15 protein-coding genes are annotated in these 17586 nt (G+C 46.5%); 6 read left to right on the top strand and 9 right to left on the bottom strand.

The features are described 5' to 3' along the window. Positions 1-44: 44 nt before the first annotated feature. From efp to VN23_RS20620, 3 genes are read right to left on the bottom strand one after another with little or no spacing between them, the layout of a single operon-like run. On the bottom strand, positions 45-605 hold the full coding sequence (gene efp, locus VN23_RS20630; RefSeq protein WP_046350597.1) for an elongation factor P: 561 nt from the start codon (positions 603-605) through the stop codon (positions 45-47). Positions 606-641: 36 nt separating this feature from the next. Further along, positions 642-1784: an elongation factor P maturation arginine rhamnosyltransferase EarP gene (gene earP, locus VN23_RS20625; protein WP_046350398.1), complete on the bottom strand. Its 1143-nt coding sequence runs from the start codon at positions 1782-1784 to the stop codon at positions 642-644. Next, positions 1784-3574, bottom strand: coding sequence for a monovalent cation:proton antiporter-2 (CPA2) family protein (locus tag VN23_RS20620; protein WP_046350399.1), 1791 nt, complete (start codon positions 3572-3574; stop codon positions 1784-1786). The genes earP and VN23_RS20620 overlap by 1 nt, the downstream gene beginning before the upstream one ends. Positions 3575-4006: 432 nt before the next feature. Between VN23_RS20620 and VN23_RS20615 the strand changes: the two genes are divergently transcribed. Then, entirely contained in the window at positions 4007-6049 is a 2043-nt protein-coding gene (locus VN23_RS20615) for a M3 family metallopeptidase (RefSeq protein ID WP_046350400.1), read from the top strand. Between the two features lie 100 nt (positions 6050-6149). Continuing rightward, on the top strand, positions 6150-7535 hold the full coding sequence (locus VN23_RS20610) for a diguanylate cyclase (RefSeq protein ID WP_197432977.1): 1386 nt from the start codon (positions 6150-6152) through the stop codon (positions 7533-7535). Here VN23_RS20610 and VN23_RS20605 read toward each other — a convergent pair whose 3' ends face one another. Next, positions 7536-8507, bottom strand: a complete 972-nt coding sequence (locus VN23_RS20605; RefSeq protein WP_046350402.1) for a GGDEF domain-containing protein — start codon at positions 8505-8507, stop codon at positions 7536-7538. Between the two features lie 105 nt (positions 8508-8612). Between VN23_RS20605 and mpl the strand changes: the two genes are divergently transcribed. Further along, a complete protein-coding gene (mpl, locus tag VN23_RS20600) occupies positions 8613-9977 on the top strand; it encodes a UDP-N-acetylmuramate:L-alanyl-gamma-D-glutamyl-meso-diaminopimelate ligase (RefSeq protein WP_046350403.1) in 1365 nt (454 codons plus the stop codon). Between the two features lie 155 nt (positions 9978-10132). Then, a complete protein-coding gene (locus VN23_RS20595; protein WP_046350404.1) occupies positions 10133-10990 on the top strand; it encodes a PIG-L deacetylase family protein in 858 nt (285 codons plus the stop codon). A 71-nt stretch (positions 10991-11061) separates the two neighbouring features. On the opposite strand, the gene VN23_RS20590 is transcribed toward VN23_RS20595, so the two are convergent. From VN23_RS20590 to rfaE2, 5 genes are all read right to left on the bottom strand, one after another. Continuing rightward, positions 11062-12114, bottom strand: coding sequence for a glycoside hydrolase family 18 protein (locus tag VN23_RS20590; RefSeq protein ID WP_046350405.1), 1053 nt, complete (start codon positions 12112-12114; stop codon positions 11062-11064). 193 nt (positions 12115-12307) lie between these two features. Then, positions 12308-12658, bottom strand: a complete 351-nt coding sequence (locus VN23_RS20585; RefSeq protein WP_046350406.1) for a RidA family protein — start codon at positions 12656-12658, stop codon at positions 12308-12310. A 292-nt stretch (positions 12659-12950) separates the two neighbouring features. Then, on the bottom strand, positions 12951-14138 hold the full coding sequence (locus tag VN23_RS20580; protein ID WP_046350407.1) for a DesA family fatty acid desaturase: 1188 nt from the start codon (positions 14136-14138) through the stop codon (positions 12951-12953). 72 nt (positions 14139-14210) lie between these two features. Continuing rightward, the gene (locus tag VN23_RS20575) at positions 14211-15524 is read right to left on the bottom strand and encodes a mechanosensitive ion channel family protein (RefSeq protein WP_052746411.1); all 1314 of its coding nucleotides are present in this window, start codon (positions 15522-15524) and stop codon (positions 14211-14213) included. Continuing rightward, positions 15521-16015, bottom strand: coding sequence for a D-glycero-beta-D-manno-heptose 1-phosphate adenylyltransferase (rfaE2, locus tag VN23_RS20570; protein WP_046350408.1), 495 nt, complete (start codon positions 16013-16015; stop codon positions 15521-15523). Before rfaE2 ends, VN23_RS20575 begins: the two co-directional genes overlap by 4 nt. 174 nt (positions 16016-16189) lie before the next feature. Between rfaE2 and VN23_RS20565 the strand changes: the two genes are divergently transcribed. After that, a complete protein-coding gene (locus VN23_RS20565; RefSeq protein ID WP_046350409.1) occupies positions 16190-16423 on the top strand; it encodes a hypothetical protein in 234 nt (77 codons plus the stop codon). A gap of 608 nt (positions 16424-17031) precedes the next feature. Next, on the top strand, positions 17032-17553 hold the full coding sequence (locus tag VN23_RS20560; RefSeq protein ID WP_046350410.1) for an FxDxF family PEP-CTERM protein: 522 nt from the start codon (positions 17032-17034) through the stop codon (positions 17551-17553). Positions 17554-17586: the final 33 nt, after the last annotated feature.

Below are 17586 nucleotides of genomic sequence, written 5' to 3'. Positions count from 1 at the left end.
AAGCCACCTTCGTAAAGATGGCTTTTTTTGATTCTAAACGGCGATTAGGCGCGTTTTTTGAATTCGTTGAAGCGTGTGTCGATTTCGATTTTGTCGCCGATTTCGATAAATGCAGCTACTGGCAATTCAAAGCCATTAACCAGACGAGCTGGTTTCATTACTTTACCTGAAGTATCACCACGAACTGCTGGCTCGGTGTAAACCACTTCACGAACGATAGTCGTTGGCATTTCAACCGAAATAGCCTTGCCTTCGTAGAAGGTTACATCGCAAACATCTTGCATACCGTCTTCGATAAAGTTGAGCGTGTCACCCAAATTGTCTTTTTCGATTTCATACTGTTCAAACTCTGTATCCATAAATACATACATTGGATCTGCGAAGTAAGTGTAAGTACATTCTTTGCGATCTAATGTTACAACTTCAAACTTTTCGTCTGCTTTGTAAACGTTTTCTGAAGAAGATGTACCCAACAAGCTCTTCGCTTTTACTTTAACAACGGAAGAGTTACGGCCAGATTTGCTGTATTCGGTTTTTTGAACGACCCAAGGTTGAGCGTCAACCATGATTACGTTACCAACGCGAACTTCTTGTGCGGTTTTGATTGCCATTGCGGTGTTTACCTAGAGCTTAAGTGATGGTTAAAATTTAACGCGCCATTTTACCTTGCTATTAACGAATCTGACCAGATTAGTGGCGAGATCCCCCCTTTTGATCAAATTTTCACACCAGACTACTGTATGCAGCGTTAAAGCAGAAATTTGCGGTAAAAGCTTATGCCACGCGGCTTGCAGATCGCCGCCATGATTCCATGCCTGCCAAAATTCATTTAATGCCTGTGCAGGCTTCTCAGGACAAACGGCCAGATAATGCGCTAAAAACGCATCTAATTTCACGCGATGCGCATCATCATCTTGCGGATAAATATGCCAGACCATCGGCAATCCAGCCCACTGTGCACGCACAAAAGAATCTTCCCCCCGCACAAAATTAAGATCGCAACTCCATAGCAGGCGATCGTAATCATCTTGAGATTGCATCGGCAGCACCGATAAGCTAAGCGTACCACGACAAATTGTTTCGCCTATCGGCAATGCCTGCCCTAGCGCGATTTCGGCCAAAGGCAGTAACAAGCCTTCGGGCATAAACACCTGCACGGGCCGATCTGATTGCTGCCAGATACTCAGCAAATCGGCCAAACCCTGATTGGCATAAGCAAAGAGAGACACCTTAATACTATTGGCTTCTAGAGCCTGCCATTGGCCCAAATACGCTTCGCTATCCGCTTGCGACCAAGCCGCCCGAGCGCTAAGCTGCGCCTGCTCGCCCAATACGCCGCCCGTGCCATCGACAAAGCCAGGAAAAAAGAAAAACTTGGCTAAGCCTTGAGCTGGCGACGGTAAGCCATGGCAACCCAGCACCCAGTCTTCTGCCGAAAGATACTCCAAGTTCAACCAAACCAAATCGCTAGTCTTAGCCTTCATAGCAGCGATATAGCCGTCAGGTAAATCGCAAGCAAAAGCCTCGATAACAACATCAGCAGGCTCTATATCAGGCAATGATTCACCCCAATGCTGAACCTCTACACCCGAGCACATCTGCTGATCAAGATCAGTACGAATCTCTGCCTGAATCCGCTGAAAGCTGGCTAAATCGTCCACCATCAGCCGCACAACAAAACCATGCTCTGCCACCAATTGCCGCGCTAAGCGCCAACACACGCCAATATCACCGTAGTTATCAACTACACGGCAAAAAATATCCCAACGCTTTAATTCATTCATTACTCAACCACTTTTTCTTCACTGGCATAAACATTTCTGTCGGCCACAAATAAATCATGCATTTGCTGGCGATTGGCTTTTGCCAAAGCCATTAAAGCATTCATATCGTCTTTATGCTCTAATTGCTCTAATAAAGACGCTTCATCATGGCGCTGAAAAATATCAATCATTCGCTCAGCATGTGAGGGCGAATACCCCAAGGCTAATAAAGTATGCTCTGCCGCAGTTAAGCTGCCTTCCCATACTTCACGAATCACCACATCCACATTTAAATCCATTAAAGACAATGCATGGGTACGATTATGCGCCCGAGCAATAATCTGCAAATGAGGAAACTTGCGCTTGGCCATTTGCGCTAAATGCAGAGAATCACTGATATTATCAATGGCGATTAATAATACCGTAGCCTGCTTTGCGCCTGCTTTTCTTAGTAAATCATAACGTGTGGCATCCCCAAAATAGATTTTATGGCCTACTTTTTTTAAAAATTCAATATGCTCAGGATCTTTATCTAAGGCGGTGAATTGCATGCCCTTTGCGGCCAATAAGCGCCCCGTGGCTTGACCAAAGCGGCCAAATCCAGCAATGATGACTTTATTGGTTTCAAATTTCACATTACTATAATCGACTTTCTTTTCTTTGACTTTACGATGAATAAGACGCTCAAAGATCATTAATAAGGGTGCATTCAAAGCCATCGACAAACCAACGACAATAGTAATTTCTTCGGTAATTTGGCTATCTAAAATATGTAAAGATAAGGCCTGTGCCATCACCACAAAAGCAAACTCACCGCCTTGTGCCAGCATCAGCCCCAGCCTAAAGCTATTGAGCTTAGATTGCCCTGTGTAGGCAATTAGGCCCGCAATCACCGAGCTCTTAACTAGCAGCAGTAATAAAGCGGCAGAGAATAAAACCCATGGATCGGCCAACAACATTTTTAAATTAATACTGGTGCCAATGGTAATAAAAAATAACCCGAGCAATAAACCTTTAAAAGGCTCAATATCTGCTTCTAATTGATGCCTGAAGCTGGAATTAGCCAGCATAATTCCCGCAATAAACGCCCCCATTGGCATCGATAAACCAGCATACTCAAAACCAAGTGCCGCACCTAATACAATTAGCAGCGCCGCGGCCGTCATCACTTCTGAATTACCATACTTGGCTACAATTTTTAGCAGCGGGTTTAGTAGATAAGTGCCAATAAATAAAGTAATCACCACCGCCAATAGGCCCAGCCACCAAGGTGCAATATGCCCACTTGGATCCGGTGCCATCGCTTGCAAACTCAGCAAGACAGGAATCACGGCCAGATCTTGCATCAGCAAAATAGCAAAGCCAATTCTGCCCATAGGCTGATTCAACATACTGCGCTCTTTTAAGAGCTGAATCGCAAATGCCGTAGAAGATAGGGCTAGCGTAACACCGATCAATAATGAGGCTTTAAAATCAATACTCAAGGAGAGCATTGATAATCCAGCTAAAGCCAAGCCACAAAACAATAACTGTGCCCCGCCTAATCCAAGAATTTTTTTACGCATTTGCCAAAGTGATTTAGGGTTTAATTCTAAACCTAAAACAAATAACAACAGCACCACACCTATTTCAGCAAAATCCAGTACCGCAGTAGGGTTATCAATAAAGCCAAGGAAATAGGGACCAACGATTACGCCAGCCACCAAGTAGCCTAAGATCGATCCTAAATTAAAACGCTTAAATATGGGGACTGCAATCACCGCTGCTGCCAACAGCACAACAGAAGTGTGTAATAGCTGGTTATTCTCCATCGCTTTCTCCATAAGCTATTTTGTTAGCCGCACAATAAGCCATCCTTGTGCGCCGCAATATATTTGCATGTCTTATTTATACTTTACAGAACAACAATTACATCATCGTTTTCTGATTACCTTGAATGCAGCGGTGTTTATAGCACTCCGCTGCAATTTTCAATTCTAAAATCCGTGATTATTATTCACAAAATCAGCTAAACAGCGTAGTCAAAAATCATAGCTGCTGCTTAGCCAGCTATATTTATGCAGATGAATCATCAGATTAATACCACGCTTTTTCAGCAAAGGATGACGATACAGCTCAAAAAACTTTTTATAAAGCAATGATTTCAGCAGAAATTAGCATTAAACGCTTTATTCTTAATTCACCAATAGTCAGCCACATGCCGTTGTAATAAAATTCAAACTCCAATCGCATGTGGGCTTACCATGAATACAGAGAGCAATCCTTTATTGCAAGACTGGCAAACGCCTTATGGTCTGCCACCATTTTATCAAATTCATCCCGAACATTTCCCTAGCGCTTTTGCCTTTGCGATGGCTCAGCATCGTGAAGAATTAAATACCATTGCAGCACAAACCAGCTTGCCCGATTTTGCCAATAGTGTAGAAAGCTTTGCCAGCGCCGGATCATTACTTGCGCGTATTCAAGCCGTATTTGAAAACCTGACCGCCTCTGAAACCAGCGCAGAGCTCGAAGCCATTGAACTCGCCCTCGCTCCTGAATTAGCGGCTCACCATAATGCAGTTTATCAACAGGCAGCAGTGTTTATCCGCCTGAATGCCCTTTACCAACAGCGCAGTGATTTAAAGCTAAGCACCGAACAAATGCGGCTCTTAGAGCGAATTCATTTAGATTTTGTGCGTAATGGTGCAGAGCTCAAAGGTGAAGCCCGCCAGCGTTTTGCTGCCATCGTGGCCGAGCTTGCTACGCTAAGCACACAATTTGCACAAAATGTACGCAGCGATGAAGCGGAGTATCGCTTAATGCTCAATGGCGAAAACGATTTAGCAGGCCTGCCCGATTCAATTAAAAACTCAGCGAGGCAAGCCGCAGCTGATCGAGGCGTGGATGGCTATGCCATTACACTTTCACGCTCGTCAGTAGTGCCTTTTCTGACTTACTCCAGCCGCCGTGATTTACGTCAAGCAGCGCATCAGGCATGGAAAGCACGCGGCGAAAATGCAGGCAAAGCAGATAACCGCCCGATAGCCCCGCGAATTCTGGCGCTGCGTCTTGAACAAGCTAAATTGCTGGGCTACGCCAATTTTGCTGATTACGCCCTGAGCGATCGCATGGCGGGTACGCCGCAGGCCGCTTTAGACTTACTGAATAAAGTCTGGCAACCTGCGCTGCAGCGCGTGCTTGAAGAACAAGCCGATCTGCAAACTTTGGCTGCCGAGCTGGGTGAGCCACTGGATATCGAGCCTTGGGATTGGTTTTATCTCGCCGAGCAACAACGCCTGGCGCGATTTGATTTGGACGATGCCGAAATCAAGCCTTACTTTGCGCTGGAGAATATGATCGCCGCTGCTTTTGATTGCGCAGGCCGCCTATTTGGCCTGAGCTTTAAAGAGCGTTTTGATGTGCCGCTTTATCATCCAGATGCAAGGCTTTGGGAAGTCTGCCGCCACGGCAACGTGATCGGCCTCTTTATTGGTGATAATTTCTCGCGCACCAGCAAGCAAGGCGGCGCATGGATGCATGAATTCCGCACTCAAAGCCGCTCTAACGGGCAGCGTATTTTGCCAATTGTCATCAACAATAATAACTTTTCTAAAGCCGCCGCTGGCCAGCCTACCCTGCTTTCATTTGATGATGTGCGCACTTTATTTCACGAATTTGGCCATGGCCTGCATGGGCTGTTATCCGATGTTGAATACAAGCGGCTAGCCGGGCCTTCTGTGGCGCAAGACTATGTAGAGCTGCCATCGCAGCTTTATGAAAACTGGGCCGAACAGGATGAGGTGCTCAAAAAACACGCCTTGCATATTGAAACCGGTGAGGCCATTCCCGATGCGCTGCTAGCAAAAATCAAAAATGCGCGCTTTTTTAATCAAGGCTTTGAAACCGTACGCTATCTGGGTTCTGCCCTGCTCGATTTGCAGATTCATTTAGATTTATCGAGCGATTTACACGATATCAGCCATTTTGAGCAAGAAACACTGGCAAAAATGGGCCTGCCTAAAGCCGTAGGCATTAACCACCGCCTGCCCCATTTTGGGCATATTTTTGCAGGCGATGACTACGCAGCAGGCTATTACGTTTATATGTGGGCTGAAGTCTTAGAGGCCGATGCTTTCGATACCTTTATAGAATGCGGCAACCCCTTTGATCCGGCCACGGCAGAACGTTTGTATCGCACTATCTATAGTGTGGGAAATTCCATTGCACCGGCCAACGCTTATCTTGCATTTCGCGGCCGCTCGGCGGAGGTTCTTCCCCTCTTGCGTAAACGTGGTTTAGATTAATCAGTAAGCCCTTTTGTAATCAGAGGGCGGCATCGTGCAAGTAAGCCGCCCTTATAAAACCTCTGCCGCTTTGCACTATCACCATCAACTGAGTGCGATCATGAAAGCTGAGACCAAGCCTACCGTTTTAATCGTTGATGACAGAGCGGATAGCATTGCCATTCTTTCGTCTTGCCTGGAAGACGAATATCAGCTGCTCACGACCGATGATGGCCGTATTGCTTTGGAATTAGCCACTCAACATCTGCCCGATTTAATTTTGCTGGATATCATGATGTCTGATCTGGATGGCTATGCCGTCTGTGAGCAGCTCAAAGCAAAACCTGCCACCGCAGAAATTCCTGTTGTGTTTGTCACGGCCTTATTAAATGTGGCCGATGAAGAACGTGCTTTTGCCTTGGGCGCGGTGGACTATGTCACTAAGCCAATTAGCCGCACCATCTTGCGCGCCCGCGTTCGCTCGCATATTTCACAGAATAAAATGCACCATGAGCTTTTAGCATTTGCCAAAGTACTTGAGCAAAAAGAGCTTGATGCGGAAAAAGCCAAGCGCTTACTTAATGCCGTATTAGATGCGATTCCGATCCGCGTTTTCTGGAAAGACCCTGATTCCCGCTATATCGGCTGTAATCGGCACTTCGCCAATGATAATGGCATGGTTTCATCTGAAGACATCATAGGCAGAACAGATTTTGATCTGATGCCGGAGCGTGCATTTGCGCTGCAAGCATTTGCCCATACCGTAATCAGCACCGGGCAAAGCTTGCTAAATCAAGAGGGTGCGATTACCACCCATGATGGCAAACTCACACATATCAGCCTAAACCATGTGCCCCTATTAGAAAGCGATGGGTCGGTTATTGGTATTGTGGGTGCTTACGAAGATATCACCCAAAGAAAACACACTTTTGATGCCTTGCAAGATGCAAAAATCAAACTGGAAACCAAGCTGGAAGAAATCGTCTCATTACAAGATAAGCTATTAGAAGCCGCACTGAGAGACCCTTTAACTGGCCTCTATAACCGGCGCTACCTGGCAGAAACACTCGATATTATGCTGGCGCAAGCCACCCGCAATAATATGCCGCTGAGTGCCGTAATGATTGATATCGATCACTTTAAAGCGGTAAATGATAGCTATGGTCATCCGGCAGGCGATGAAGCACTCAAATGTCTGGCGCTGTTTTTAAGTGAGCAAGCCCGGAGTAGCGATGTGGTTTGCCGCCTAGGCGGAGAGGAGTTTTTGATTTTAATGATGGGCGCTTCGGCTGAAAACGCCCTGCTAAAAATTGACCGGCATCGGGATGATTTCTCCAACACCATTATCCGGCATCAGAACGGTGAGCTGAAAATCACGTTTTCAGCGGGTATTTCTGTCTACCCGCTGCACACCGAAAACTCCAAAAAGCTGCTTGAATACGCCGATTTAGCGCTGTATGCATCAAAACATAATGGCAGAAACCGAGTATCTATTTTTAATAAATGATCACTCAGCCATTTCAATTAAGCCACGGCCATTACGCTTTGCCACGTATAAAGCTTCATCTGCACGCAGCACCAAAGCCCGGCCGTTTTCATCATGACGCAGCATGGCAATACCGGTTGAAAAAGTGATATCCAAACGCTGCTGCTTATACATAAATGGATTACGGCGAACCATTTGCTGTAAACGCTCCAAAACATACCGAGCCCCGTGCATATCGGTTTCTGCCAACAAAATCAAAAACTCTTCGCCACCATAGCGCACCAGAATATCCGAGTCTCTTAATACCGATTTTGCAAGGCCTGCGATATGAATCAGCACATTATCGCCTACTGCATGACCAAAGCGATCATTCACTAATTTGAAATCATCCAGATCAAACAGCACCACGGATAATTTATGCCCAAGGCGTTGAGCCAGCTTTGCCTCGCCCACCAGACGATTATCAAATCCTTGGCGATTCATCGCCCCCGTTAATGCATCTTGCTCTAAAATTTGCCGGCTAATCGCTAGATTTTCTTCAATGCTGCGCACCGAATCACGAATCGCCAGTAAATCGGTATTTGAAGCGCTTACCGTTGAATGCATTTCAGAAGTAGAATGGATAATGGTATTAAGCAAAGATTCAAGCTTGCTGTGCGTATCATCTGCACTAACTCGCTGCTCTAAATGCGCCCGCCTTGTATCTTGTAATTGATCGAGGCTGGCAGACATCGCTTCATTGCCCCCGGCTAAAGCAGAAAGTAACTGATCGGCCGTTTCCCCCATATCACCCAGAATATCTTCCACTTTGTAAAGCAATTGCCAGGCTTGTAAAGTTTCATTCGATGTTTTGGCGTCGGGTGACTTAATTGTGGCAATGGCGTTGTAAAATTTGGTGTAATTTTCTGGTGTAGGCGTTAATCCACGTTCCGAGAGCTTTTTAAGTGCAATCCGTGCAATTTCCACCGGATTGATAGCTGATACATTAGACATAGATACTCAGAGCCATTGCACAAGTCATTTAGAAGAACGATTGTACGCAATCACAAGCGATGAATCTATGACAATACCCTTATCACCCTAGGAATTTAAATCAATATGCATATACATATCCTTGGCATTTGCGGCACATTTATGGGTGGGATTGCTGCACTTGCTCGCACAGCAGGCCATAAAGTCACCGGCTGCGATGCCAATGTTTATCCGCCAATGTCTACCCAGCTCGAAGCACTGGGCATTGAGCTGATCGAAGGCTGGAATTTAGATCAACTGGCTTTAGGCGCAGATCTTTATGTGATCGGCAATGTGGTTACGCGTGGCAATCCACTGATGGAAGAAATCCTTAACCGAGGCCTGCCCTACACATCCGGCCCAGAGTGGCTGGGGGATAATCTGCTACGGGATAAATGGGTGATTGCGGTAGCGGGCACGCATGGCAAAACCAGTACCAGCTCGATGCTGGCATGGATTTTAGAATACGCAGGTTTGGCACCGGGCTTCTTAATTGGCGGCATTCCAGAAAACTTTGGTATTTCTGCCCGAGCCCCCGGCGCACCACGCCAGGATATGGCCTCTACCTCGCCCTTCTTTGTACTGGAAGCCGACGAATACGACACCGCTTTTTTTGATAAGCGCAGTAAGTTTGTCCACTACCGGCCACGCACTGCCGTACTGAATAATCTGGAATTTGATCACGCCGATATTTTTGCTGATCTGGCCGCCATCGAAACCCAATTTCACCATTTAGTGCGCACCGTGCCTGGGCTGGGCCGGTTGATCGTCAATGGTAGGGAAGACAGCCTGAAACGGGTGCTGGATAAAGGCTGCTGGAGTGAAATTGAATACTTTGGTGGCGCATCAGGCTGGCGAGTCGGCAAATCTTTTAGCGATGGCTTTGAAGTACTGCTCGGCGATCAGTTGCAAGGCGAGCTGCACTGGGCGCTTATCGGTGAGCATAATCAAATGAACGCCCTGGCCGCCATTGCTGCAGCCCGCCATGTGGGTGTTACCCCTCAGCAATCGATTGCCGCGCTAGCAGAATTCAAAAATGTAAAACGCCGCATGGAAATCAAAGGCCATAACAAGGGCATTACCGTTTACGATGACTTTGCTCACCACCCCACAGCCATTGCCACCACCGTAGCGGGCTTACGCAAGAAAGTCGGCAACGCGCGCATCTTGGCCGTGCTGGAGCCGCGTTCAAACACCATGAAATTAGGCAGCATGAAACAAGCCCTGCCCGGCAGCTTACAAGGGGCGGATCTGATTTTTTGCTACGGTGCAAACTTAGGCTGGAGCAGCAGTGAGGCGCTCGCTTGCCTAGGAGAAAAAGCCCAAAGCTTTGATGATCTAACGCTCCTGATCGAAGCCGTTCGCCAAGCGGCGCAGGCGGGCGACCATATTTTGATTATGAGCAATGGCGGCTTTGGTGGCATACATGGCAAATTATTAGCCGCTTTGTAAAAAGAGGCGGGGAGAAAGGGAGTGGGGAGTAGCAAATCCTGCGCGGGAAGCCTGCCCAATCACGATCTACATCAAGATCACCCCCTCCCCTCGATTAACGCAAAAGCATATACTACGTAAGTACTTTCACTAAGTTAAGCCCCGGAGAAAACTGCATGAGTAACCCGTATATCGAGCTGGTTAAGGCCCACGATGCCCTATTGCAAAAGCACGATGCCCCTCTTTTCACGACACTGGATGGTTTGGCCATTGCAACAAAGCAAGCCCAAGCAGCCGCTCCTGTTGCGATGGTTTTTGCCCCCCACCCAGACGATGAATGCATTATCGGTGCTTTACCACTGCGTTTAGCGCGTGAAGATGGCTATCGTGTCATTAATGTAGCGGTCACACTCGGCTCTAATATGCCACGCCAGCCAGAGCGCTTGGCCGAGCTGGATCGTGCCTGTCAGGTACTTGGTTTTGAATTACAAGAAACAATCCCCGGTGGCCTGATGGCGGTTAACCCGACAACACGCAATAGCGATCCTGCGGCATGGGCAGAGAAAGTGGATGTGATTGCCGGGCTGATCGAGCAATACCAGCCTACCATATGCGTCGTGCCTAACGACAACGACGGCCATGCCGCGCATATTGGCACGCATTACCTCTTGCTAGATGCCCTAGCTAAGCTAGGCCACGCCTGCTTTGTGGTGCAATCCGAATTCTGGCGCGCGATGGCCACACCCAATGCACTGATCGAAACCAATATCACCGATACCGCGGATCTGATCGCCGCGCTAGCTTGCCACGTAGGCGAAGTACAACGCAATCCTTACCATCTACGTTTAACTTCATGGATGGCCGATAATGTACGTCGCGGAGCAGAAGTAGTCGGTGGAGCCGGTGTTGCCGCGCCAACCTTCTCTTTTGGCACGATCTACCGTATTGATCGTTTTGATGGCAAAGCCTTGCAAGACAATGGCCAAAAATACATCTTGTCCGCTGAACAGCGGATAGGTAGTTTGTTTAAGTAATTAAAAGGTAGGGTGGGCAGGTTTTTCTGCCCACTCGTTTATACACGCGTGGACACAACGTCGTGCCCACCCTACTCGTATTGCAAGCCTTCCCACAGCGCATCCATCAAAACACCGTCCCGGTCTTCTGTGTATTCCCAGAAGAAAGCGCCTGCTAAGCCATGTTGCTTCACAAAAGCCATCTTGTGGGCAATGGAGGCTTCGTCTTCATAGCTCACAAAACGCTCACCCGCCATCAGCCACGGCGCTTTGGCGGCCTCATCCCAATGCTTTACCGCGCCAGCCGGAATCAGCTCGTGAGTAATTTGGCTATAACTGGCGCTACCATTACTTTTTGCGACCCCCGCCTCACCCAAGGCTGGTGAAATCAGGCTACGGCCATAAAAAGCGCAGCCTAAGACCAGTTTATTTACCGGTAAGCCATTGGCCGTAAAGAGTGCCACCGATTTAGCGCAGCTATCGCCTTCTGGATCAAGCGAGCTATTAAATAAATTGCTGTGGTGGCCAGCGCGTGTCGCCCAGCCATTATAAAAATCGTAAGTCATTAAATTAACAAAATCGCATAGCTCGGCTACCGCTGGCATCTCTACGCCATCGAGATAATATTGGCCAGCACCGGCAGCGATGGTGAGCAAATAGCTATCGCCATGCGTTTTAGATTCTGCATGAAGCTGGCGGCGTAATTCGGCCAACAGCAGCGTAAAATTGTGCTTATCTTCCGGCCTTGCCTTAATCCCCGCCATATCATTCGCCGGGTATTCCCAATCTAAGTCGATGCCATCAAAACCATGCAGATGCATAAAGCGAATTGCAGACGCTGCAAATTGCGCGCGCGAGTTGGTCGTTAAAGCCGCGTCAGAGAAGCCTTCTGCCTCCCAGCCACCAATCGAAATCAAGAGCTTAAGATGAGGGTGCCGGGAGCGCAGGCCGCGCAAATGGGCAATCCCCTCCACGGCACGGGGCTGGCTTTGATCTTTGCTCTGCTCGGTAAACAACACCACTTCGCCTTCTTTAATATTGGCAAAGGCATAGCAAATATGCGTGAGCCTTGCGGCATCCCGCTCTAGCGGCAAGCCAGACCAATCAGTCCAGCCTGCGATATAGCCCAATAAAATATGCTTCATAGCGCCCTCATCTACGGTCAAGTAGCCGCCTAGTAGTCAGTCTAGTTGAAAAAGGCGGGTTAGAAATCGATGGATTTTTTCGTCTGGCAAGGCGCGAGGAAGCCGCATAGCTGGCTATGCAATGACGAGCAACGCAGCTAGGCGGAAAAAGACGCGATTTATGCCTGCCGTTTCAGATTTGCTGACTAATTACTTACAAGGCAGCAATCACAGACATTTCTACTTTATAACGCGGATCAGCCAAACGGGCTTCAACCGTTGCACGGCAAGGGGTATGACCGGCAGGCACCCATTCTGACCAAGCGATATTCATTGCATCGTAATCGGCCATATCAGCCAGATAAATCGTTACCGAAAGAATCTTATGTTTATCCGAGCCAATTTCACCTAATAATTTATCAACAAAACCCAATACTTCAACGGTTTGGTTCTTTGCATCGGCCTCTAAATTTTCCGCAATTTGCCCAGCTAAATAAACAGTATTGTTGTGTACCACAATTTCAGACAAACGCGGACCGACGTGATAACGTTGAATTGAAGACATTTAAAACTCCCTTTGAATTGAAGAAAAGCTTAAAAAGCTCTGTAGACACAGACATCAATAAGATCACAGAGCACACGGAGAAAAGCAACAAAATATAATTTTCTGCTTTGAATTCAGCTGCAAATTCAATGCATTTTTAAACCCTGTTAAACAATCTTATTTAACTATGAATTTTTTCTCTGTGTGCTCTGTATTCTTTGCACTTTCTCTGTGTCTACAGATCTTTTTTTAAGCTTTTCAAGTATATAGAAAACACAAAAAAGGCGAACTGTCGTTCGCCTTTTTTATACCATCAAACTACGGTACGCAGTCGGAATGAGAAGTCTTGCAGTGCTGCAATTCCGCTGGCTTCTGCTCGGTTACACCAATCTTGTAGCAGCTTCACCAGCTCTGGGCGGGATAAGGTAGAGCGCTCCCATAAACGCGTCAACTCCTGGCGCATTTGATAAATCTGCTCCAGCACCGTGCTTTCAGCCAACACTTTGGCCAGAATTTGCTGATCTTGCTCCGGCGTGTCTTTAGCATCTTGCTTGAGCCAGATTTTCATCTGCCGCACCGGATCAAAATCGATCTGTGGCAGTTTGGCCGAGCTACGCATCCGTTCAACTTCTTCACCCACGGTATCTTTTAAAGTACGTGCGTAATTGGCAGCAATCGCGTAGCGATTAGCAATAATTGCTTGCAAAGAGGCTTCATCCAGCTCGCGCTTCGCCGCAGCTGAAAGCGTCATCTTAGGTGCAATTTTGCGCACTTTGGCAAGACCAAGCATTTCGATAATGCGGATATACATCCAGCCAATATCAAACTCAAACCATTTATAAGACAACTTGGCCGATGTGCCAAAAGTGTGGTGATTATTATGCAGCTCTTCACCACCAATCATAATTCCCCAAGGAACAATATTGGTTGAAGCATCTTCACATTCAAAATTACGGTAGCCCCAATAATGACCAATACCATTAATAATGCCTGCAGCGGTAATCGGGATCCACATCATTTGCACGGCCCAAATCCAGATCCCATTTGCGCCAAACAGGCAAAGATCAATCAGCAGCATCACAACAGGGCCAAGGGTGTTGTGCTTGCTATAGAGATGACGTTCTAAAAAATCATCAGGCGTGCCGTGGCCATACTTTTGCATGGTTTCTTTATTCGCAGCTTCTGCGCGATACAACTCATAGCCTTCCCAGAATACCTTTTTAATCCCATAAACTTGCGGGCTGTGCGGGTCTTCTGCCGTTTCACACTTAGCATGGTGTTTGCGGTGAATAGAAGCCCATTCTTTAGTAATCTGACCGGTCGTTAACCAGAGCCAGAAACGAAAGAAATGACTAGGAATCGCGTGCAAATCCAGCGCACGATGTGCCTGATGGCGGTGCAAAAAAATGGTAACTGAAGCAATAGTAATATGCGTCAGTACCAGCATCACTGCGATGTAACCCCACCAAGGCAGATCAATCAGCCCATTTAGCCAAGTCATTTTCTTATCTCCACACAGGCCAGTAGCCTGTTTTATTTTTTGTAAGCACTGATTTTACGCAAGACTTGCCCATCAAGCAGCATCAAGTGGCGGCTTTAATGCCGCAGCGTTAAGCAAGGTGACTTCACGTCTAGGGTAAGGAATTTCAATATTGTGCTCTTGAAACAAGCGCCAGATCTTTAGATTTAGACTAGATCGCAGAGAAAGCTGACCATTTTCAGGATCGGCCAGCCAAAAGCCCAACACTAAATTAATACCATTATCTGCAAAGGCGGAAACAAAAGCGCCAGGGGCTGGCGTGCTTAAAATTCGCGCCTCACCCTCCGTGGTCGAACGTAATAATTCTAAAACAAAATCTAAATCAGTCCCGTAAGCCACTTGAATCGGTAAGGAAGTCCAAATGGATTTATCGTTATACGATTGATTCACCACCGTCGAGGTAATCAACGTGTCATTAGGCACTAAGGCCTCAGTGCCATCTGCAGATTTTAAAACCACATACCGCGCCGTAATACTGCTAATGGTACCTAGTCGATTATCAATTTGAACTAAATCGCCAATTTTGATTGAGCGATCCAGCAAAATAATAAAGCCCGATAAATAATTAGATGCAATTTTCTGTAAGCCAAAACCCAAACCCACACCTACCGCACCACCAAAAACCGAGAGCACGGTTAAATCAATACCCACAAGTGGCAGGGCAATCACAATAGCAAAAATCAGCAGTAAAACGCTGGAAATTTTAGACAACACCACCCGGACATTCATGTCCATTATCTGGCTGCTCATTAAGCGTCTTTCCAGCTCTCTGCCCATCCACATCGCAATCAGCAAAGTAGCGGCCACAGATAACAAGCCTTGCCCGATCGTTAAAACAGAGATATGCGCCTTACCAATAGGAAGGCTAATGCTGTCGAGCATTTCAGCCACTTCGGGCAAGATGCCCAATACATGCAGGGCATAGACAAACCAAATTGCCCCTGCGATATATTTCTCCCAACGCATCACCCATGATGCGCCATCAAAAACACGGCGAATCACATAAACCAAAATACGAATATTGGCCATAGCCAGCAAAAGCACGCTCGCCAAGGCAATCAATTTAAAAGGCGGCACAAACCATATTTTAAGTATCACCCCAGATAAAATAACCAGTAAGTAAGCATTTAAAGGGAAAAAAGCCCGCAATAAACCCTCGCCCCCCATACGCCAGTGCCAGCTGTTCTGATCCGGGCTCACTCTGCGCTTTACGCTGCGATTCACCCACCAGGCGAACGCCAGCGCAAATAAAACCATCCCTAGCTGGGCAAAAAACTGCGGGTGCAAATAACCTTGCCCACCCAGCTCATTTACAAAATCAATCAATAAATTATTACGTGTGCTCATGAGCTTTGGCGTATCCGCTTAATCGTTTCGGTGGTGGAAGTCGCAAATAAGAAGGGAATAGAATGCACACTGCCGCCCCATTCCAGCACCTGCTGGCTGCCCACAATCTGCTCGGGCACCCAATCGCCACCTTTGACCAGCACATCCGGGCGCACGGCCAAAATAAGATCCAGCGGGGTATCGGCATCAAACCACGTTACCAGACTCACACACTCCAGCGCAGCCAGCACGGCAGCACGCTGCTCGGTATGATTCACTGGCCTGTCATCGCCCTTGCCAAGGCGCTTTACCGACGCATCGGTATTAATCGCCACGATCAAGCCAGCACCCAGAGCACGAGCCTGTGCCAAGCATGTAACGTGGCCACGATGCAAAATATCAAAGCAGCCATTGGTAAACACCAGCGGACGCGGCAAACCTGCTAATCGAGCGGCTAATTGCTCTGGTGGGCAGATTTTTTGTTCAAATGAAGGACGAGGATATTGGGACATTTTGAATCTTGGCTACCTAAAGGATCAATCTTAAACAATCAATCAAATAAACAAAACATAAATTTAAGTAATAAGTGTGCCGCAAAAGCGGGCTGATTCTCTTGGGCTCTGGCATGAGCAAGGTACTCGGCATAAGCCAAGGCCCGCTATTTACCTGAGCGAGAAAAAATCAAAGTGAATCAATTAAGCCAATTAAGCGGCACCCCCTTAAACTTACACCCAACGAAAATAACAATTAAAATAATAGCACGCTTTTTAATTAAAATTAAAAACAAAAAATCAGGATACCTTCATAAGAAAAAAATTACGAAATTAAAAAAAAAATTTAAAAATAAAACACATCATCTTAATAAAATTATAAAAATATTAAAAACAAAACAACCTATGCTTTTTATTTACCCACGCTGATTAAAAAATATTTTCATAAAATCTATCAATATCAAACACAGCTGGCTACGTCACGATTCTGAGCTACTGGATTCCCCCGTGCCACGATCATCAGGCTGCATAGCGACGAAAGAGATATATCAAGCCACTTACTTGCAGCTGGCGTTGTAGTTAGTGCTGAGTCAGTCTATGTAGGCACTGGATGCCTGCCTGTACCAGAGAGAGACCAATGCGCTCAGAGTTAGTTGCACGGCTTTGGCGCCATCGTAAAACTTAAAGCGCTTATCACCTCTCCCTTCGAGAAGAGTGTTTTTTGCTGGCACTCAAAATACCCCAAAAGCAAATGAGTGTAGTTACCCTTGTTTTGGCTTATTTACATTTATATATAAATAAGCCAATTCAATTACCACACCTATTTACGCAATGACATGTAAATAATAAAGATATAAATAATTACCATTAAAAATTAGAAAACAATTATATACGAATAAACAAATGGCACGCTTATTAATAATAAATAATTAACAGCAATTGCACTAAAACAAAAATTAAATAGGTATAATCAATAACTGCAACATATCTTACGTCCGTATTAAACAATCCATTGCAAATATGTAAAAGGATTCTAAATGAAACTACTTAAAACACTGCTAGTCTCTACTTTCTTTGTAGCTGCAGGTTTATCTCAGGCTGCCGTTATACCTGTACAAATTGACTTCGATAGTGATGGTGATGCCTCATCTGCTTTTCAAGTAAAAGGTAGTGTGAACAAAACATTCACTTTTGAACTGGCTGAACAATCAGTGTTAAATAGCTGGTGGACAGTACGTCAAACGATCGCTAACAGCTCAACAATTAGCTACCTTAATGGCACGCTTACTTCGCTAAGCAACCCAAACACCCCAATTTCTTTGGGTGGCAAAGGCTCGCTAAGTGACGCCGCTGGTGTGAAAGAAATTAATGAGCACGCAGCACCGTTTACCTTAGCTGCAGGCAAGTACTTAATCAGCTTTGCTGGCCTTGCAACGGCAGGCTACAAAGGTACGGGTACACTGACAATGAACGCAGCACCGGTTCCAGAGCCAGAAACCTACGCGCTGATGGGTCTGGGTCTGGTTGCCCTGCTTGCTCGTCGTCGTAAAACAGCTTAATCAGCTTTAAGCCATGCAAAACGCCCCATGATC

This window comes from Janthinobacterium sp. B9-8, assembly GCF_000969645.2.
Taxonomy (GTDB): domain Bacteria; phylum Pseudomonadota; class Gammaproteobacteria; order Burkholderiales; family Chitinibacteraceae; genus Iodobacter.
Note: the sequence above shows the minus strand (reverse complement) of the source record. Positions and strands in the feature narration are given on the sequence as shown.